Source organism: Bacteroides sp. AM16-13 (assembly GCF_003602705.1).
Lineage (GTDB): Bacteria > Bacteroidota > Bacteroidia > Bacteroidales > Bacteroidaceae > Bacteroides > Bacteroides xylanisolvens.
The window spans coordinates 244,524-266,701 of the sequence record NZ_QTLK01000003.1 but is presented as its reverse complement, the minus strand read 5'-3'; the positions used below and the strand labels follow the sequence as shown (position 1 = coordinate 266,701).

The following is a 22,178-nucleotide window of genomic DNA, read 5'->3' as shown; positions in this document are numbered from 1 at the left end:
GATGGCAGGCAAATAAACAACATTGCCGGAACTTTTTTATTTGATTGTTTCGAGAAACTCAACTTCGATGATTCTCAACTGGTGTTTGCTACTGCTTTTTTCCAATTCCATTGTATTGGCCGCTATAGCCTCTACTTCGATAATCTGTCCGAAAGCATCTTTGTCACTGGTGTTTCCTTTCAAGCGGATGGTTATCGTATTAGCACGTACGGGCTTTTCTACATTGAGATGAATATATCCCAGGCTTTTATCCGTGTTTCCGCTCCAAATCAAGGTGTTGCCGGCATATACTTCCAGCGGGTAACTTCGTGAACGCCATCCTTGCAGTTTGATGCATATATCGTCTATTTCGGCATCTCTTTCCAATGTATAGGTAATCCATGCAGTGCTTAGTTTACCGTCATTCTTCCATTCGGTCAGTTCGATATCATCGTAGCTTTTTTCAGCATCATTATTGTTGGAACCGGCTTTTGCCGAAACGATTCGTACACCCTTTTTGCTGTCTTTGTAAGAAGGGGTAGAAGGTGTTTCTCCTCTATCCAGTCTGCCTTTCAAAGTGGCCTGCGGAAGATAGGTACTCAAACCTCCGGTCACTTTTACAGGCACCGTTTCCAATGTGAGAGAGGCACTTAGAAGTCCTTTAGCCTGTGCTGTCAGAGTTACTTTTCCGGCAGCCGTCGTGCTGCGGATCAGTGCGCGGTTGATACCACATTCTACCGGAAGGTTTGTATCAAGAATATGATTGTTTTTACCTTGAGCAATACCTCCGCGCCATTCCGCCTGACCCTTGAGTGTGAACTGAATAGTGCGGTTGTCCAACGGACAACGTTGTCCGTCTTTATCTACCACTTCCACCTGTATCAATGTCATATCCGCACCGTCTGCATGAAAGCCTTCGGGGTTTTGGATAGCGGTAAGTTTCAGACTGGCAGGTTCACCGGCTGTATTTACAGCATAACGACTGATTTCTTTCCCTGCTTTATTGTAGCTGACAGCTTCCAGTTTGCCCGGTTTGAAGGCTACGTTGTCGAAAGTAAAGAGAAAATTGTATTGGCGTTTGCCTTTACCCAGGGAGTTACCATTCAGGAAAAGCTCCACCTCTTCTCCGGTAGATACTACCTGCACAGGTTTTACCGTATTATCCGGATAGTTCCAGTGTCCGATGATGTAGGTCTGGTCTTTTTCCGTATCTACCCATCCGTCCCACATTACCTGATGTGCGTAGAAAGCATCTTTTTCGATACGCATCGCGTCCGTCACTCCACTTCTTCGGTAGTTTTCCGCACCCCGGTAGTGGGTATTGGTGTCGGAGAAGATAATTTTAGTACCGCCGGAGCTGACTCTGTTACCCGTTCCGGGACGCTCACGCCAATAATCATACCAGCGGGCTATCATGGTGATGGCAAGTTCATCTTGGTTGCGGTTATAGTCAGTGGCCGGTTGTCCTTTATAAAGTGGTCCGTCACCTTCTTTGTGGAAAGGATAGCTATATTCATCCCAGTACTTTCTTAAACCTTCGTCGCGGCAATATTCGGTCGCCCACATCGGATGATGTTCGCTTCTGTTGATGTACAGCATTTCGCCACCGTATTCCGCTTCGCGGATATCCAACATTTCACGTGATCCGATGGCACGTCCGCCGAACGGGTCGTATTTGTCGCGGACAGCTTTCATTTCTATCATGTGTTCGCGGCTGATGGCTTTGTTGCCACATTCGTAGAACAGGATACTCGGATTATTACGGTTGTAGATAATCGCGTCTCGCATCAACTCCACCCGTTGTTCCCATTGACGTCCTTCACGGTCTTTTTCTGCATCTCCGGCAGGCATTGCCTGTATCAGACCTACACGGTCGCAGGATTCTACATCCTGTTTCCACGGAGTAGCGTGCATCCAGCGAACCAGATTCGCGTTTCCTTTCACCATCAGGTCATTAGAAAAATCGCTCAACCAGGCAGGTACGGACAGACCTACTGCCGGCCATTCGTTGCTGGTGCGCTGTGCATACCCTTTCATTTGGATAACACGGTCGTTCAACCATATCTTTCCTTCCGCGAAGCGGGTCTTGCGGAAGCCGGTGCGGGTACTGACTTCGTCGAATATCTGATTATTATCATCTTTCAAAGCGGTTTTTACCGTATACAAGTAACCATATCCCCAACTCCAGAAGTGAAGATTATGAAGGATGGCAGATGCTTTTACCGTCTTAGTCTCTCCGGCTTTCAAAGTCACTTTATCACCTTGGAAAGTTTTCATTAGTTTGCCGTCGGCATCAAGTATAGTCACCTGATAGCTGAATTGCCGGGTAGCTTTACTGTCATTTCTGACTTCCGATTCGGCATGAATCGTAGCTTTGCGTCCTTGGATGTCGAAGTCTTGGGCATAGACGTATACGCCTGTCGTTTTCAGGTTGCTATATAGGGGAAGAGTCTGATATACATTATCAGTAACGTACAAGAAGACGTTTTTAGGAATACCGCCATAGTTGGCATTGAAATTGCGGTCGTTCCACTGGAACTTAGAGTTAGTTCCTTCTTCTCTGTACATCCAGTCGTTGTCGGTGCGAACGGCAATCACGTTCTCACCCTCTTTGATATGTGGAGTCAGGTCGAACCCTACCGCCATAACACCGTTTTCGTGTCTGCCTAGATAATGTCCGTTAAGATAGAAGTCTCCGCGTTGGCGTACTCCTTCAAATTCGACGAATACTTTCTGATTACTTTTCAGTTCCGGAATCTGGAAACTCTTGCGATACCATACCACTGTATCTGTCAATTGTTCAATGGAAAGTTTGAATGCTTCATCTTCATTGAAGGCATGGGGCAAAGTTACTTGTTTCCATTTACTGTCGTCGAATTTTGTATCTTTGGCTTTAGGAAAGTCTCCTATCCGCAGCTTCCATTCGCTGTTGAAATTGTATTTTTTGCGTTCGGATGCCTGTATATTAATGGCGGACAGTATAGCCAGGAGAAATGTGAAAAGAAATAATTTGTGTTTCATGATAGTCTCTTAACTTACTTGAATTGATATCCTCTGAAAGTACCTTTCATTTTTATAAGGTCCGGTCCGAAATAGAATCCCGGTTGTGTTGGCTGGTTATAGCCTACATTTTGGGTAGCGATACTGATTCTGTATATCGGTTCTTCAAGGAAGGTGTGGAATCTGTATTCGGTCGGAATAGTCGAAACGTAGAGCCGGAGAGCAGCGTTGTTCTCGGAGCGTACGAGTACTTCTTCCCGCCAATCGCCTATAATGTCACCTTGGAGACAAGGATTCGATTTCGTTCCATTGTTGAAAAGAGTTCCTGTGAATTTGACAAGCGGAACAAACTTTTTGTTTTCCCAGTCGTATTTAATAATCATGTTTCTATCCAATAGTTCGCGTAATAGGTCTCCATCCCACCAGACAGCCATATTGGTCGGCATATTTCTCATTTTAGGGGCTATGATTTCTCCTTTTACGTTTCGAATTCCTTGTGAATCTCCTGACCACATTTCCACACCCGGATGAGTCGGGTCAATGTCGGCGGCCATACAACGTCCTACATCGGTATTGCTTTTTATCTGTAATAACACTTCTCCGGTGGCGGCATCTCTGTACGTACTTCCGTCACGTTTGTTTTCGTGGCAGTCCCATACTTGCAGACCTTTTCGTGAAGGGTCAAAATGTGTCAGGTGGATGGCGTCTCCATGTCCCATTCGGGTAGAATAAAGTCCTTTGCCGTTGTGGTCGATAGCACAGGAACCGTAAATGATTTCGTCGCATCCATCACCATCCACATCGCCTACACGCAGATTGTGGTTTCCTTGTCCGGCGTACAGCTCGCATCCGGGATGGTTGCTGTCGAATACCCAACGGTTCTTCAGTTCTTTTCCGTTCCAGTCGAAGGCAGCCAGAACAGTACGCGTGTAGTAGCCTCGGCACATGACAACACTTGGGTGTACTCCGTCAAGATAGGCTACACAAGCCAGGAAGCGGTCGCTTCGGTTACCTTTTGCGTCTCCCCAGTCGGCAACGTTGCTGCGGGCAGGGATATAGTCGATGGTATGTAAGGCTTCACCGGTGTCTCCTGAAAAAACAGTCAGGTATTCCTTACCTTTCAAGATACGTCCTTGCTTCATCATTTGATTCCTGCTTTGGTCAAAGGAACCGGCTTCGCGATAGTCTGCATCGGCATTTCCAATTACTTTTCCTTTTCCGTCCACTGTTCCGTCGGCAGTCCGCATCACTACTTCCGCTTTGCCGTCGCCATCCAGATCGTACACCATGAATTGAGTATAATGAGCTCCTGCACGTATGTTTTTACCCAAGTTGATACGCCATAGCTGTTCTCCGTTCATTCGGTAACAATCGATGTATACTTCGCCTGTATAGCCTTCATGTGCATTGTCGTGTGAATTGCTGGGGTCCCATTTGAGGATAATTTCGTATTCGCCGTCACCGTCTACGTCACCGATGGAAGCATCATTGGGACTGTACGTGTAGGTATCACCTGCCGGAGTTACTCCGTCGGCCGGTTTTTGCAGGGGAATTTCCAGATAGCCGAGAGGCGCGTTTTCCGGGAGTGTGTATGTACCGTCAATGTGATGCGTTTCCTTGCCTTTTAGAACAGGACGTATTTCGTAAACAGCCGTTTTCTGACTGTTATTCTTATCACGGAACAAGGTGCTGACTGTGATGGGAGTGTCTGTCAGTTTCTTCCCGTCTCTGTACACATTGAAACCGGTCTGTATCGGATCGGAAGAAAGATACCTCCACGAAACGATTACTTCTGAAGGGTTTTCGCGAATGGCAACTACGCCGCGGTTTAGTTTCTCCCGTTGTAACTTTGAGTAGTTATAACCAGGTTGTGCTGTCATTGTTGCAACAGGCAGTAACATGAATATGCACAATAGATAAATTGCAATTCTTCTCATATTTGTTTCATCGGTTTGGACCTTATTATATTTATTCACTCGCAAAATTACTCCTTTTTTGAATGTATGAAATGGAGAAATGTACAAAGACTATATACAATTGTGCACCCTTTCAAATTAATTGTCCGTATGATATAATATTCTATCTTTTGCGTACATCCGTCCATTACCTCTTTGATGATATGCGATAATTTTGCAACATGAACTAAAAGAAGTAATTATGAAGTATCTTTTATCTATTGTACTATTGGCCTTGATTGGTGTTACAACTCCGAAAAAGACAACTCCCGCTTATGATTGGGGAAGTGTGTCTGCAAAGCCGGATTTATCGTGGGCCGATCAAGTGGGGGCGCGGAGGACTCCGGAAAACACAGAATGGGATGCCGGAAAGTTCGGGTTGCGGAATGACACTTCCGTATTTAGTACTCCTGCTATCCAGGCCGCTATTGATGCTTGTCACCAACAGGGAGGAGGCACGGTAGTTGTTGCCCCGGGGTATTATAAAATAGGTGCTTTGTTTATCAAGAGTGGTGTGAACCTGCATCTTAGTAAAGGTACTACTTTGCTTGCGAGTGATAATATTCAGGACTATCCGGAATTTCCTTCCCGCATTGCCGGTATCGAAATGACATGGCCTTCGGCTGTTATCAATATAATGGATGCGGAAAATGCTGCTCTTACGGGGGAAGGTTTTATCGATTGCCGCGGAAAAGTATTCTGGGATAAATATTGGGCGATGCGGGAGGAATATGAGAAGAAGAATCTGCGCTGGATTGTGGATTATGATTGCAAGCGGGTGAGGGGAGTACTAGTTTCCAACAGCAAGCATATCACGTTGAAAGACTTTACGTTGGTGCGTACAGGATTCTGGGCTTGTCAGATTTTGTATTCGGATCATTGTTCGGTGAGCGGACTTACTATTAATAATAATGTAGGAGGTCACGGACCAAGTACGGATGGCATTGATATTGATTCATCCACCAATATTCTGGTAGAAAACTGTGATGTGGATTGCAACGATGATAATATTTGTATTAAGGCAGGGCGTGACGCGGATGGACTGCGTGTGAATCGTCCGACGGAGAATGTGGTGGTTCGTAACTGTATCGCCCGTAAAGGTGCGGGCTTACTGACTTGCGGAAGTGAGACTTCCGGTTCTATCCGCAATGTACTGGCTCATGATTTGATAGCGTATGGCACAGGAACGACATTGCGTCTGAAATCATCCATGAACCGTGGCGGAACGGTCGAGAATATCTATATGACGCGTGTTGAGGCTGATAGTGTGACTCATATCCTGTCTGTCGATTTGAACTGGAATCCGAAATATAGTTATTCTGCCTTGTCGAAAGAATATGAAGGAAAAGATGTTCCTGAACACTGGACTACTATGTTGACTCCGGTAGAGCCGAAGGAAAAGGGGTATCCTCATTTTCGTAATGTGTATTTCTCTCACGTAAAAGCAGATGGAGCAAAACGTTTTATTTCCGCTTCGGGATGGAGCGCAAGTCATCGCATCGAGAATTTTTATCTGTCTAACATTAATGCGGAGGTGGAATCTGTCGGAAAGATAACTTATGGAAAGAATTTCCAGTTACAGGATATTCATTTGACGGTAAAAGATAAAAGCCGATTGCGGCAAACGGATAATATAGATAGTAAGATTGAGATTAATTACAAATAATTCTCCTTACAGGCATGAAGCTCTTGACAAAGCCTTTTTTATGTTGTATATTTGTAGGTGTGAATATCAATGGATAAAAGGTTTGATTAAAAAGAATGAAAAAGAAACTAGTACAATATGATGACAATATATCAGGGAGTCCTTACAGTAGTTAAGCTGTGAGAGTTTCTGTATGAGCCAAAGGCTGCGAATCTTTATGGGATTTGCAGCCTTTTTTGTTGCGAAAAATCACGGTTATATCCTTAATTCGGAGATTCATCGTTTATAATAAACTTGGATACCGTTTATAATAAACTATTCAATAGTTTATTAAGAACGTTGACGAAGATTATGAAAGAAGAGTCATCTTTTTTCTTTTTTTGGTTCAAGATAAATTATGCTTTATCTTGGATATGTTATGAAAAGTAAATGATATAGACGTCGTTGTCACAAAATTCTATTTTTTGCGTACGATATTACAGCTCCTATGGTATAAAAAACAGTAGCTTTGCTGCTACATAATACTTGATATACCATGAAACGCATTAGCCTTCTTCTTTTTTTTATAGGATGTTTCCTCTTTTCTCTTTCGGCTACGAATTATTTTGTGGCTACTAATGGAAGCGATTCAAACAGCGGGACGATTGATAAGCCTTTTGCCACATTGGGCAAAGCACAATCAAAAGTGATGGCAGGAGATACTGTATATATCCGGCAAGGTACATATCGAGTGACGGAAGCAGAGATAATGGAACATTATACTGCGGGAAGTACTACTTGGAGCCGGGTATTTAAAATGTCAAAGAGTGGAACTGGACCGGACAAACGAATTTGTTACTCCGGTTATAAAAATGAGCGTCCGGTTTTTGACCTTTCGGCGGTAAAGCCGGAAAATGAACGTGTTATTGTGTTTTATGTAAGCGGCTCTTATTTGCATTTCAGAAATATAGAGGTGGTGGGAACACAAGTAACTATTGTGGGACATACCCAGTCCGAATGTTTTCGCAATGAAGGGGGAAGTGATAATATCTACGAACATCTGTCGATGCATGACGGTATGGCGATCGGTTTCTATATAGTGACGGGTAAGAACAATCTGGTGCTGAATTGCGATGCCTATAATAATTATGATCCTGTATCCGACGGCGGTAAAGGTGGAAATGTAGATGGATTCGGTGGACATCTCACTTCTCCCCAATATACGGGCAATGTATTCCGGGGGTGTCGTGCGTGGTATAACAGTGATGATGGTTTTGATTTGATTAACTGCCAGGCGGTTTTTACCATTGATAACTGTTGGTCTTTCTTGAATGGATATACGAAAGACGGGGGTAAAGCTGGTGACGGCACCGGGTTTAAGTCCGGGGGATATGGGATGAGTGATAATCCTAAAGCACCAAGTGTGATTCCTATGCACATTGTTCAGTACTGCCTTGCTTATATGAATAAGAATAAGGGGTTTTATGCCAATCATCATTTAGGAGGGATAGCGTGGTATAATAATACGGGTTATCAGAACCCGTCCAATTTCTGTATGTTGAACAGGAAGACTGCATCGGAAGCGGTTGACGTACCGGGATATGGTCATATTATAATGAATAACTTGTCACATACACCGAGGTCTTCGGGAAAACATATCATAGACGTTAATCAAGCGGAATGTGAAATAGCAAACAACTCTTTTCTTCCGGTAGACATGGCTGTGACGGATGATGATTTTGTTAGTTTGGATGCTTCCCAGCTTACCTTGCCTCGTAAGTCAGACGGAAGTCTTCCTTATGTAGAATTTTTGCGGCTGAAGACGAATAGTAAATTATATAATGCCGGAATGGGTTGTTTCCTTACCGGGGGCGGTGAAGATACTAGCTATGGTTGGCTGGAAGATGCGGCAATACTTGTTGAGGGAAATGTGGCAAAGATAGTAGGTCATGGCGCAGAAGCATTTGTGTACTTCTATATTAATGGTAAGGCAGTCTCTTTCTCTGATAGACAAGTGGATTTATCGGCCTATAAGGGAGAAATTGATTTGAAAGCGACAACAGATAATGGTGGCGTAACTAAATTGAAAGTGATAAGGTAACGCAGAAATGTAGAATTATGAAACCGATTCATAAAATAAAGAGAATATGAATAGAAAAACGATCATAAACAGACCATTGGATGTATTTAGGAAAGCAATGCTTTTCCTGTTGCTTTGTGTGCTTATCGCATCATGTAGCAAGGAAGATGTTATTACGGAAGAAACGGGTATAACCGGAACTCCTCATTTCACCTGGGATATTGCGGTCGAACTTGAACAGCCCAATAATTGGTGCATGACTTTGGCTACAGAAAAAGTAGCAATAACTAATCTAACAGAAGGAAAACAATATATACTCACTTGGAAAGGAGGACTTTCAACTGGGCGGAAAACAGGCGGGGTATTAAAAACGGTTATACGCGGGGAACAAACAAAGAATACGGATTTGGATCTGCTGGAAATAAAAGAATCAGGAAATAGTACTTATGAAATCTTTCTTCGTGGTGGCGGACGTAAAGGAGAGATTGTGTTTACAAAATAATAGTCTACCGGATTGTTCATCCCGGAATAAATGATATAAGAAAAACTTAACTCTATTCGTAGCGTGTCTTCTTTTATAAAGAGGATGCGCTTTTTTTTGATACTGTGGAGAGCGTTTTATTTTAATTCGATGTATGTACAAAAATAAGTCTGAATATGGAATATTGTATATAGATAAGTAGTATTTGAATCTGTTGCATAGAACTCCATAAGAAAATCAATATCTCCATATCCTTTGCTTTGGGGCAAATGGAAACATGCGGTACTTTTGCAAAAAAAGTAACGAGATATAGAAAATGATAAAGTCAGCATTTTTAATAGTAGCAACATGTTGTAGTCTGCAACTGTTTAGTCAGGAAAAATTTCCCGATGGTAAGATTATACCGGATTGGTTTTACAAAAATGAAAAAACTGATATAAATGGATTAGGAAAGAATTTCTTGATTACCGACTATGGAGTAGTGAATGATAGTACACTATTACAGACAGAGAAAATTCAGGCTGTTATAGATTTGGCGTCTAATAATGGAGGCGGAGTCGTTGTTATACCTGAAGGTACTTATCTTAGTGGTGCGCTTTTCTTTAAGCCGGGAACACACTTGCATCTGGAAAAGAAGGCTGTATTGAAAGGTAGTGACGATATTAGCAACTTTCCTGTAATAGAAACACGGATGGAGGGACAGAACCTAAAGTACTTTTCAGCTTTGATTAATGTTGATAAGGTAGATGGTTTCACCCTTTCCGGAAAAGGAAAAGTTGATGGAAATGGTGAACGATATTGGAAGTCATTCTGGTTACGGCGTAGTGTTATCCCTAAATGTACTAATATGGATGAATTGCGTCCTCGTCTACTTCATATATCTCATAGCAATAATGTACAAGTTTCAGATGTGCGACTTGTTAATTCTCCGTTTTGGACAACTCACATTTATAAATGTGATAGCGTAAAACTTTTGGATTTGCATATCTTTTCACCTTCTTCTCCCGTAAAGGCTCCAAGTACGGATGCAATTGATATTGATGCATGTAAAAATGTACTTGTCAAGGGATGCTATATGTCGGTTAATGATGACGCAATTGCATTAAAAGGCGGTAAAGGACCATGGGCTGATCAAAATCCCGATAATGGTGGCAATTGTGATATTATCATTGAAGACTGTACTTTTGGATTCTGTCACGGAGTGCTGACTTGCGGTAGCGAATCGATATATAATCATAATATAATTCTTCGACGCTGCAATCTGGATCAGGCTAAACGCCTGTTGTGGTTGAAAATGCGTCCGGATACTCCCCAACAATATAAGTACATCCTCGTTGAAGACATAAAAGGAAATGTCCGCAATTGTATCTTTATTGCTCCTTGGACACAGTTTTATGATTTGAAAGATCGCAAGGATATGCCAGTCTCGTATTCCAGCTATATTACAATGCGTAATATTCATCTGGATTGTGATTCCTTTTTTGCTGTAGAGAAATCAAAACAATATAAATTATCCAATTTCTGTTTTGACAATTTGACTATTACGGCTAAAAAAGATGTGAAGATAGATGAAAATATTATTGATGCATTGGTTATGAGAAAGGTTGAGATAAATAAAGTGAATTAAAAAAGAATGGTAGATGGTAGAAAGACTGGAAAATCGTACATAGCCTGTAAAATCGTACAAAATAGGCGTGTGATGGGCTGTACACATATGAATTTACATAAGAAAGTCGAATTCTCCATATTCCTTTTCTTTAACTCTACCATGTAATGCGGTATCTTTGACATGTGCTTATTCAGTAAAATATTGAATCTAAAACTATAAAATACAATGAAATTCTGTAGAATTATTTTTTGTCTGTGGTTATTGGTCTGTTTCTTTCCAATAGGTATTCATGCAGATATACAACTTCCCTCTATATTATCAGATAATATGGTACTTCAGCAAAATGCGAAAGTACGTTTCTGGGGAAAGGCACGTCCCGGAGAAAAGATTTTGGTAAAGACTTCATGGGATCATAAGAAATACAAGGTGACTGCTTTAGAAAACGGTCATTGGGAATTGATGATACAAACACCGGCTGCTACTTCCGGACAATCTGTAATGTTGAAAGGTGATAATAAGATCCGGATCAATAATATATTAATAGGTGAAGTCTGGCTTTGTACGGGACAGTCAAATATGGAATTTCCCGTAGCCCGTAATCCGCAAGTGAAATGGAAAACAGGAATGTTGAATGAAGCGGAAGAAATGAAAGATGCTGATTTCCCGGAAATCCGCCTGTTTCATGTAGAGCATCAACTGGCACCTGATGATGAAAAAGAAGATTGCGTTGGAAAGTGGGTGGTTTGTAATCCGGAGAATCTGAAGGACTTTTCTGCTGTAGGATTTGTCTTTGGACGTAAATTGTATAAAGATTTGAGTACACCGGTTGGATTGATTCAGTCTACTTGGGGAGGAACACATGCTGAATCATGGACAAGTATGAAAGTGATGGAAAACAATCCGCTGTATGCTGATGTCTTAAAACAGTATTCAAAAGAAAAGGTGAGTAGGGAAAAAGATAAGTGTAAGGTTCCGGCTACTTTGTGGAATGGTATGATTGCTCCTATACTAGGGTATACAGTGAGAGGAAATATCTGGTATCAGGGAGAATCCAACTCTGTACGCTATGAGAAATATCAGGAAGTATTTACTAAACTGATAAATAGTTGGCGGAAAGAGTGGAATCAGCCGGATATGCCTTTCTATTTTGTACAGATTGCACCACATTACAAACAACCGGCAGGTATTCGTGAAGCACAATTAAAAACATGGTTAAGTGGACTTGAAAATATTGGTATGGCAGTAGTGACGGATGCAGCCGATTCTACCGACATACATCCACGAAATAAAGTTGCACCGGGCGAACGGCTGGCAGCTTGGGCATTAGCAAAGCAATATGGTAAAAAGATTGTTTATTCAGGACCTCTCTACAAATCAATGAAAGTGAATGGGGGAGAAATTACATTAGATTTTGAATTTGCGGAAGGTGGCCTGCAGACACCCGGCAATGAACCGGTAAAAGGATTTTTTATTGCCGGCAATGATGCGCGGTTTTATCCGGCTGAAGCTGTAATTGATGGAAGTTTGATAACACTTTCTTCAACTTATGTCTCTGCACCTGTAGCTGTACGCTACGGTTATGGGACTTTCTTTAGAGTGAATCTGTTTAATAAAGCCGGACTTCCGGCAGTTCCTTTCCGTACGGATACTTTTTCTTCCGACACTTATTATCGTCTGTTTGCCGATTCGGAAATTCGTCGTTTTCCGGAAGCGTGGCAACTGGATCATGGAAAACGCCTGTATTTTGGTTATGCGCAAGGAGTAGGTTGTTGTGCGATGTTACAAGTTTGGAAGAAAACAGGAGACCGTAGGTACTTTGATTATGTAGAGGCATGGGCTGATTCTTTGGTAGACGACAAAGGAGAGATTCATTTATATAAGAAAGAAACCTATAATTTGGATTATATCAATTCCGGAAAAGTTCTGTTTGATTTGTACAATGAAACCAAAAAGGAGAAATATAAATTGGCTATCGAGAATTTGATAGATCAGCTAAAAAAGCAACCTCGTACAACAGATGGAGGTTTCTGGCATAAGAAAATATACCCTAATCAGATGTGGTTGGATGGATTGTATATGGCTTCTCCTTTTATGGCTCGATATGGAGCTGAATTTAATCGTCCGGAATGGATTGATGAGGCTGTTAAACAGTTCACTCTCTGCCATCAGCATACATACGATACCAAGACGGGACTTTATTATCATGCATGGAATGAGGACCGGAGCCAGCGCTGGGCTGATCCGGAAACTGGCCATTCTCCTAATTTCTGGGGACGTAGTATTGGTTGGTGGTTTATGGCTTTGGTAGATGCTTTGGAATATATTCCCCAAGATCATTCAGGCTATGCTGATATGATTAAATGGACGAAAGAATTAGCAGAAACTCTTTCAAAATACCAAGATAAAAATGGTTTATGGTATCAGGTAATTGACCAACCTTCACGTACCGGTAATTTCCCGGAAGCTTCTGTTACGGCACAATGTATGTATGCCTATATGAAAGCTGTGAATAAAGGATACATTGATAGTCAGTATCGTGCTATTGCAGAAAAAGCCTTTAAGGGGCTGTGCAATAAACTGCTAATCTCAAATTCGGACGGAACATTGACATTGACAAGATGTTGCCAAGTGGGTGGATTAGGCGGTAAGCCTTATCGTGACGGTAGTTTTGAGTATTATATAGGAGAGAAAATGAGAGATAATGATGCTAAAGCAACAGGACCTTTCATTATGGGATGTATTGAACTGAACAAATAATATAGAAATAGAAATGATAGGAAATTTTCGACTACAGTTTCAATTAATGAACAAATAAAATGTAATACCATGAAAAAAGAACAAATTATCAAATCGATGTTATTTTTAATTATTCCTTTGCTTGCTATCTCATGTGATGGTAATGGCCTTATGGAATATGAAGAGACTGCATTGATGCAAGGAGATGTGCAGCAAGGACTGTTAAATGATGGGACAAGTGATAATACATGTATGGTTAATCTGAATTTATTCACAAAACCTTATTTTGATTATCAGTATAATACGGGTGATCATGTAGATGAGTGTTTTGTATATATTGATAATCAGGAAGATCTTACTAGATGCCTTTATCCACAAAGTGGAAAGAATGTAAAAGGTAATTTCTTGATACCTTTCGGAAAACATCGAATTAAATTGAATATAGAAATTGATGATGGTAAATCATATACATATCCGATTGAACTATGCAATGCTTTGGTAACCTTAAAGAACGGTGAAGCAAGTACGGTGCTCTACGATAGAATTATTCTTAAAAGAGCGGATTCTTCTTTCACAAATTCAGCCTTTACTGTTGAATTTGATGTAGATTTTCCTTATACTGAAAACAATGATTACACATTAGATATTACATTAGGATTTTATGATGAAACATACGACGATGGTTCTTCAGGTCCTTATGTAAACGGAAATGTTAGTGTTAATACTTATTATCAATGGAGATCCATTTTTGAACCAGCTAGGCCAACTGATATTGACTTTGTTCTTGGAATTGTATATAATTCTACTCAAAAAGAATATTGTTATAAAGGGTATTGTGAACAAGACTTTTCTATAGATAGGAATGGAATGGCTGTTAATAATGTAAGTTGGCATAAAATGGTAAGATTACCAAATGGTGATGATATTGGCTATAAATTATATTTAATAACAGGTATATGGGCTAAATTACAGTCAAATATTGATACTATGATTGGTGAAACAGAAGTTTCGTGGTATTCAGCTTATTATAGAGTAGAATGGGATGACGGAGAATATTCAGAATGGTATCCTATGGATGAATTAGACGAATCTTCAGTTAGGATAGATGCTACTATTGATTATTATCCTAATATTGAGATTGTATGTTTCAATACCAAAGAAATTCAGGATGCTTATGCATCACAATGGGGCATTGTACCTTAATAACTAAAAAGTCTTGATTTTTACGTATAAAGATGAGGATCAATATTAAAATAGATATTCAACTACTGATTACGTAAATAGCAAAATAATTAAGTATACTTGACAACGGATATACAATTTTTTAGGTTTGAATTTAATTTATTAATCAAATGAGTATTTATTAATTATTTTTTTATATAAAATGAGAAACACAGCAACTTTTCAAAAAAAGGCATGTCCAATTGCCGTGAGATGCTTAACAAGCATTTTATATTTCTTTTTGTTTTCACTCTCGTCGTTAGCGGCTTGCGTGGATAAAGAACCTGTAGATGAGGAGGATGCAGATCCTGCTATCAATCCTTACAGTTCATATCTAGAGGAGGAAGAAAGTGGTGGTAATACAAGTTCTGGTCCGGCATTTCCTGTCTTAGCCAATTATGCACCGGCATTTCCGGGTGCAGTAGGGTATGGTAGAAACGCTGATGGTGCACGTGGTAGTAACAACCGGGAAATTTATGTAGTAACTAATTTGAATAATAGTGGTGCTGGATCGTTAAGAGATGCTGTTAGTCAAGCAAACAGAATTATAGTGTTTAACGTGTCAGGTGTGATTGATTTGAATAAAGAAGTACTTGTGTTTAAGGACAATCAAACAGTCTTGTTTCAGACAGCTCCCGGTGATGGCATCGAACTTTATAATGGTAGGACTTCTTCCACCAATGCAAATAATCTGATTGTACGTTATATGCGTATGCGTACTGGTCGCCAGGTTAGTGGCAGTGACAACATAGACGCAGGAGGAGCTGCCTATGGGCATGATCAAATTTATGATCATTGTTCTTTCACATGGGGAACAGATGAATGTTTTTCACTCAATAATGACAAGCAACCGAAAGGTCTCTATAACATAACATTGCAGAATTCAATTTTAGGACAAGGATGCCAGAATCATTCTTGTGGAGGTTTAGTTCAAACTAGTGATGAAGAAGGAGTTACTGTTTTCCGAAATCTATTTATTGATAATAAAACTCGTAATTTTAAAGTGAAAGGATTGAATCAATTTGTTAACAATGTTATCTATAATTGGGGAAATGGAGCGGCTTATAATATGGGGGGGGAATCTTCAGGGCACTCTAACACAGTTATTGAAAATAATTATTTTATCAAAGGACCAGCTTATACATGGGTGAATACGTCATATCCTATAGAAACTACAGATAAGAGTATGTTCGATGATGAAACGAAATATCATTATAATGGAATAAGTAGTGACAATAAAAATTATTTGGTAGATACTTATCAACAAGTAAATCCAACTAAACCTTTTATAGGTGGTAATGGTGATGGTGATTTTGATACTTATTGTGTAGGTAATTATTATGATAACGATAAAGACGGCACATTAAATGGATTCGAAATCACTCAGGGTAATTGGCAAACCTATTGTAGTGCCACTCCTGTCTTTCTGAGTAAACCAGATAGCCAACATTCGGAAATCAGCATAAAAACTAGTGCTACAGAAGCTTATCATTGGATTGTTAAAAATGTTGGACCGGTTTTACCCAATCGTGATTTGGTAGATAAATTCATGATTGATGAACTGACTTCATTAGGTACTAAAGGAACAATTTTTAGAAATCAAAACATAGAGACACAATACCCTCTTGCCAAGACTTGGCAAAATATTAATGTTGGCACTGCTAGAAAAGATACGGATGGCGACGGCATACCCGATGATTTTGAGGACAAATGGGGGCTAAATAAAAATAATGCAGGAGATGCCGTTCGTATTGCAGAGAACGGATATACGATGATTGAAAACTATGCTCTTTCACTCGAATTCCCAGATGAGTATGAAAAGGCTTGGAATGAAGCATACGGTGAATAAATAGTGAAATACAATAAATAATGAAGATTATACATTATCAATTAATCTGAATTTTGAATAATGATAGAGAGAACTCCTAATTTTAAATTAATAAAAAAAATGAACAACAAAGTATTTTTACGGAGAATGCTTTGGCTGCTATGTCTTCCATTACTCTTAACTGCATGTAAAGATAGCATGGATGAGCACTATGAAGTACCTGATTGGGTAGCAGACAATGCATGGGAAGTGTTAAGTTCCGGTGAACACGGAAACTATTCTATTTTCTTGCAGGGGCTAGAGATTGCTGGCTACAAGCAAATGCTGGAGGGTAAAGCAATTTTAACTATTATTGCTCCAGACGACGATGCTTTTCAAACTTATTTGAATAAGAGAGGATTTACCAGCATCAGTGATATGCCTGTTAACGAAGTGAGTAAATTGATTGGGTACCACGTGCTCTATTATTCTTATAATAAGGAGAAACTAGTCAATTTCCGTCCAACAGGAAGTACGGAAACGGAAGAGGAGCAGAACATAAAAGCAGGATTGTATTACAAACACCGCACAAGAAGTAGCGATGCTCCTACTGTTGAGACAACCCCTACAGGGGCTTCTGTCATGGTGTATCACTTAGAACGTTATTTGCCTATATTTTCCTACCGTTATTTCCAGACGAAAGGTATAGATGCTAAAAATAATTACGAGGCTTTCTACCCCAATTCTACTTGGACGGGAGATGATGGTTTCAATGTATCTAATGCATCTGTAAAAGAATATGGAATTATTGCTAATAACGGCTATATTCATGCTGTTGATCGAGTCGTTGAACCGCTAGAAACGATTTATACGGAACTGAAAAATAAAGAAAAATACTCGACTTTCCTTGATTTGTATGATTCGTTTGGCGTTTACGTTGCAGATGATGAATTGAGTAAGTCATATGCTAAAGCATACGGAGTGGATACGCTCTATCAGTATCAGCATGGGGGATTGCCAAATATTGCTTGTGAATGGCCTACAAGCAGCTATTTGAATTTTACGGCGTTGACAGCTCTTTCTTATAGTATTTTTGCACCGTCAAACACTGCTATTAATAGTTTCTTTGATAGCTTTTGGAAAATCGGTGGTTATTCTTCTATGCAGGAAGTAGATGCGCTAGCGTTGAATTATTTCCTCTATCAATTTATTTATGGAGGTAGTATGTTATTCCCTGAAGAGTTAGGAGACGATGAATTGAAGAATTTGGCGGGCTCATCTCTTAATATTAATCCTGCTGCATTGAATGAAAAAACGATGTGTGTTAATGGTGCTCTCTATGGTATGGATGAAATTAAGGAACCTAGCACATTTGCTTCCGTTATCGGACCTTTGTTTCAATATAAAAGTGCACGTTCTTTTCTCTACGCATTGTTAGGGAGTTCACTGTTCTCTTCTTATGTGTCTGACTTGAGTAAATATATTGTCTTGGTTCCTACAGCCGAACAATTTGAAGCCTCTGGCATTCGGACGGTTTACAGTACACAGGGGTTGGAAGCAGAAGGAGATGATGGATGGGCGGAAATCAGCAATACTGCCAAGCAAAATATCGTGTATTTGCATTCAGCTAGTATCTCGAGTGAACAATCAAGTGAATTACCAGAAAGAGGAACGCGTGTGATTCCTACGGAGTCTACCTGGAACTACTGGTTCGTTAAAGATGGAAACATCACTTGTAGCTCAACTTTCAATCAACAGTTGAATCCTCAGTTCAATGGTACAGTTTTTACACCATTTACTAAACTTAAAAATGGAAGTAACGGAAGTACATATAGCTTTGATGCTGAACAATTGTTTGCAGCAGAGAGCGGGGATTTGGCTTATAACATTGCTATCTGTGCGGATCACAATTATCCCTATTACTGTTTTGCTCAGTTATTGCGTGAGGCAAATCTTATATCCAATCAGATTATGATGAATTTATTTGGTAAAGGACGGTTCGTTGCATTTATCCCGACTAACGATGCTATAAAGCGGGCATTGGCATCAAATAAAATTCCAGGAGCGATTGATGCTTCATTTGATGCTGAAGGTAAGTTAAGTGGTACATTTGATGCAAAAGAATTGGCAAATTATTTGAATTCCTATTTTATTACTGCTGCTCAAAACGTTATTCCATCTTATCCGTATATAGGATCCGATTTTAAAAATGGGCGTTATTGGAGTGAACGTGTGGTACAGACGGAAGGAGCTACTGCACCGCAGCTAATTTATACAGATAATGGAACTTCACTAAGTATCCAATTGGAAGGTGGAAACAAATGTCAAGTGGTATCAGATTACGATTACTTCCCATTTGCATACGAAGGAGGTTGTTTCCATCTGATTGATGATGTCTTTTGATTAACAGAAAAACAGAGATTATGAAATTATTAAAATACATACTGATTGCTATCGTATTCGCAGCAACTACTGGCGAAGCTTTCGGACAAGCGAAAGTCCTCTCTGGAAAAGTGACCGAGATGTTCGGGACGACAGCAGAACCTATGATAGGGGTGAACGTAAATATTCTCAACTCCCAAAACCGTTCTTTAGGTGGTACTGTCACAAATCTGGACGGTATTTATAACCTTCCGATCCCGAATGAGAACAATCTGATCATCGTTTTTTCTTATATTGGAAAAAAGAGTGAAAGAATCAAATACAACGGTCAGACACGGTTGAATGTTGTCCTAAAAGATGATACACAGACCATTAATGAAGTTGTTGTGCAAGGAAAACGAATCGAACGGAATGACTTAGGTATCAGTGCTAGAGAACAATCTTCTGCAACGCAGAAGGTTAGTATGGAAGATTTGGTGGCTGTTGCTCCTGTAACTTCCATCGAAGATGCCTTGCAAGGACAGCTCGGTGGTGTGGATATTGTATTAGGTGGTGGCGACCCTGGAGCACGTGCTTCCATACAGATTCGTGGTGGTAGTACACTGAATGCTAATGCAGAACCACTGATTGTAGTAGATGGAGTTCCTTATCCGGCAGAAATTGATGATAATACTGATTTCTCTACCATCAATAATGACGATTTGGGTGCCTTGTTGAATATCTCTCCGCAAGATATTGAGTCTATCGAAGTGTTGAAAGATGCAGCAGCTACTGCCGTTTGGGGTACTTCCGGTGCCAACGGTGTATTGGTTATCAAGACTAAGCAGGGGGTACAAGGGAAAACACGTTTTAGTTTCTCATCCAAATTTTCCGCTAAGTTTGAGCCGGAAACCATTCCGATGTTGAACGGTAACCAATATTCTGCTTTGGTATCTGAAGCGTTGTGGAATAGTGCCAATTATATTGGTCTTGCCAACTCTACCAGCTACTTGCAAATGCTTTACGGTTCTCCTGAGATCGGTTATCAACCGGATTGGACATATTTTGACGAGTATAACCAGAATACAGATTGGCTGTCCGAAGTGCGTCGGAATACTCAGTCATGGGAAAATACGTTTTCTATGAGTGGTGGTGGTGAAAGAGCGACTTATCGTTTTTCTTTGGGTTATTTGGACGAAGGAGGTACGACTGTCGGAACCGATTTCAGCCGCTTGAATTCTTCATTGAATGTAAATTATAAGTTCTCTGACAAATTGAATTTTTATGCACAGTTCTCTTATACTCAATCTGAGAGAAATAATAACTATTATAATGTACGTGGGGAAGCTTTCCGCAAAGCACCGAACAAATCACCTTACTACATTGACGATGAGACAGGGAATCGTACATCACAGTATTTCAATCACAATGAAAATTCTACATTGGATCCTGCTTTTAATGGTGATAAGTACTATAATCCTATTGCTATGGCAAATGAGAGTGTCAACCGAACCATACAGCGGGAAAGTAAAATGAATTTTCGTATTAAATATGACATTTTGAATGGACTGACTTATGAAGGATATGTTAACATGAATATCCGTAATACTAAAGGGCGTATGTTTTTGCCACAGGTGGCTACTGGTCTTGCATGGACAGACAAAATGTCAAATCGTAGTACGGATACCTCTTCTGACTTATTAACTATAAATACGGAAAATAAGTTGATGTATCGCAAAAACTGGAACGATAAACATGCAATTATCGCGACTGCAGTATTCCGTACTACGGAAACGAATAAATCCAGCTATGGAAGCGAAACTTCTGGTAACGTATCTTCAGGACTTGCTGATCCTACCATTGGAAGTGCTGTACGCAAAATTAGTTCTGGTGATTCCAAAACACGCAATATTAACGGTGTAGCTTTAATGAACTATACCTTATTGAACCGTTACATTATCAATGCTTCACTAGGTATGGAAAGCAATTCGACCATGGGTAAATCGGAACGTTTTGGTATGTTTCCTACTGTTGGTTTAGCTTGGCATTTGGCAGATGAGAAATTCATGGATTTTTCGAATGACTGGATGGATGAGTTCAAACTTCGTTTTAGTTTGGGACAGACCGGGAATTCAGCCAGTGGTGCTTCACTCTATCTGGGTTCTTATGCTTCCGGGAATAACTACATGGATATGAGTGCCATTACTCCGAGTTCTATGCAACTTAATAAACTGAAATGGGAAACAACAACCGAATATAACACAGGGCTTGATGCTACTTTCTTAAAAGGCAAACTTCGCTTTACTGTTGATGTCTATCAGAAATATGTAAAAGACCTGTTACAACCAAAGGTAAAGATGCCGACCACTATCGGTTATGGAAATGGTTATCAAATTAGCTACATGAATTCCGGGAAAATGACAAATAAAGGATGGGAATTCCGTGTTGACGCTGTTCCGTTCCAAAACAAAGACTGGCGTGTGGGAGTCTACTTCAATATTGCCCACAATGAGAATAAGATTACGGAAATGCCTGATAATTATATCGAAGAGAATTATACTTTCGGTAATGGTAATTACGCATATCGTAGAGAAGAAGGTCGTCCGATGGGATCGTTCTATGGTTATCGTTACAAAGGCGTTTATCAAAATAAAGACGCAACTTATGCACGTGACATTGAAGGTAACGTGATGAAAGATATTTCCGGTAATGCAATTGTTATGAGGAATGGATCATATACCGTGGCTCCCGGAGATGCAATCTATGAAGATGTAAATCATGATGGTGTTATCAATCAGTACGATATAGTCTATTTGGGTAATTCAAATCCGAGACTTACAGGAGGTGCAGGACTCAATGTCAGCTATAAGCAGTTTAAGTTATCTGCTATTTTCTATGGGCGTTACGGGCAGGATGTGGTTAACGCTACTCGCTTGAATAATGAGTCTATGCGTGGTATTGATAACCAAAGTACGGCTGTCCTCAGACGTTGGCGTAATGAAGGTGATCAAACCGACATTCCACGTGCACTTTATGGAGAGGGGTACAATACACTGGGATCTGATCGCTTTGTGGAAGACGCTTCCTATTTGCGTTTAAAATCCTTATCATTCACCTATCGTTTGCCGAAGAAAGCGATTCAGCGTTGGGGATTCAACAATATTGATGTGTACGTAACCGGATACAATCTTTTCACATGGACTAATTACACAGGGCAGGACCCAGAGGTAAAGACTGAGAATACGTATGCCAAAGATACAGCCACTACACCTGCTTCTATTCAACTTGTTGCTGGCTTTAATTTAAGTTTCTAAAAGATATACGA

General features: G+C 40.2%; 11 protein-coding genes. 9 read left to right on the top strand and 2 right to left on the bottom strand.

The genetic code is table 11. The features are described 5' to 3' along the window. Nucleotides 1-36: 36 nt before the first annotated feature. A complete protein-coding gene (locus tag DW173_RS03630) occupies nt 37-3,000 on the bottom strand; it encodes a glycoside hydrolase family 2 protein (protein ID WP_004308503.1) in 2,964 nt (987 codons plus the stop codon). A 14-nt stretch (nt 3,001-3,014) separates the two neighbouring features. Then, entirely contained in the window at nt 3,015-4,916 is a 1,902-nt protein-coding gene (locus DW173_RS03625) for a rhamnogalacturonan lyase (protein ID WP_120079403.1), read from the bottom strand. Nucleotides 4,917-5,136: 220 nt separating this feature from the next. Here DW173_RS03625 and DW173_RS03620 point away from each other — a divergent pair, with 220 nt between their 5' ends. The 9 genes from DW173_RS03620 (at nt 5,137) to DW173_RS03575 (ending at nt 22,167) form a co-directional block, all read left to right on the top strand. Beyond that, nucleotides 5,137-6,600, top strand: coding sequence for a glycoside hydrolase family 28 protein (locus DW173_RS03620; RefSeq protein WP_120143747.1), 1,464 nt, complete (start codon nt 5,137-5,139; stop codon nt 6,598-6,600). Nucleotides 6,601-7,114: 514 nt separating this feature from the next. Then, nucleotides 7,115-8,659: a right-handed parallel beta-helix repeat-containing protein gene (locus tag DW173_RS03615; RefSeq protein WP_120143745.1), complete on the top strand. Its 1,545-nt coding sequence runs from the start codon at nt 7,115-7,117 to the stop codon at nt 8,657-8,659. Between the two features lie 46 nt (nt 8,660-8,705). Continuing rightward, nucleotides 8,706-9,140 carry a hypothetical protein gene (locus DW173_RS03610; protein WP_049701953.1) on the top strand — a complete coding sequence of 145 codons (435 nt, stop codon included), beginning with the start codon at nt 8,706-8,708 and terminating at the stop codon, nt 9,138-9,140. Between the two features lie 295 nt (nt 9,141-9,435). Continuing rightward, the gene (locus DW173_RS03600; protein WP_049701955.1) at nt 9,436-10,746 is read left to right on the top strand and encodes a glycoside hydrolase family 28 protein; all 1,311 of its coding nucleotides are present in this window, start codon (nt 9,436-9,438) and stop codon (nt 10,744-10,746) included. 309 nt (nt 10,747-11,055) lie between these two features. Further along, nucleotides 11,056-13,485, top strand: a complete 2,430-nt coding sequence (locus tag DW173_RS03595) for a glycoside hydrolase family 88 protein (RefSeq protein ID WP_369904565.1) — start codon at nt 11,056-11,058, stop codon at nt 13,483-13,485. Nucleotides 13,486-13,554: 69 nt separating this feature from the next. Further along, on the top strand, nt 13,555-14,667 hold the full coding sequence (locus DW173_RS03590; protein ID WP_008645558.1) for a hypothetical protein: 1,113 nt from the start codon (nt 13,555-13,557) through the stop codon (nt 14,665-14,667). Between the two features lie 181 nt (nt 14,668-14,848). Then, on the top strand, nt 14,849-16,534 hold the full coding sequence (locus DW173_RS03585) for a polysaccharide lyase family 1 protein (RefSeq protein ID WP_008645557.1): 1,686 nt from the start codon (nt 14,849-14,851) through the stop codon (nt 16,532-16,534). Nucleotides 16,535-16,633: 99 nt separating this feature from the next. Next, nucleotides 16,634-18,895 (top strand): fasciclin domain-containing protein, encoded by a 2,262-nt coding sequence (locus tag DW173_RS03580; protein WP_049701958.1) that lies wholly within the window; start codon nt 16,634-16,636, stop codon nt 18,893-18,895. Between the two features lie 20 nt (nt 18,896-18,915). Next, on the top strand, nt 18,916-22,167 hold the full coding sequence (locus DW173_RS03575; RefSeq protein ID WP_120143742.1) for a SusC/RagA family TonB-linked outer membrane protein: 3,252 nt from the start codon (nt 18,916-18,918) through the stop codon (nt 22,165-22,167). Nucleotides 22,168-22,178 lie beyond the last annotated feature (11 nt).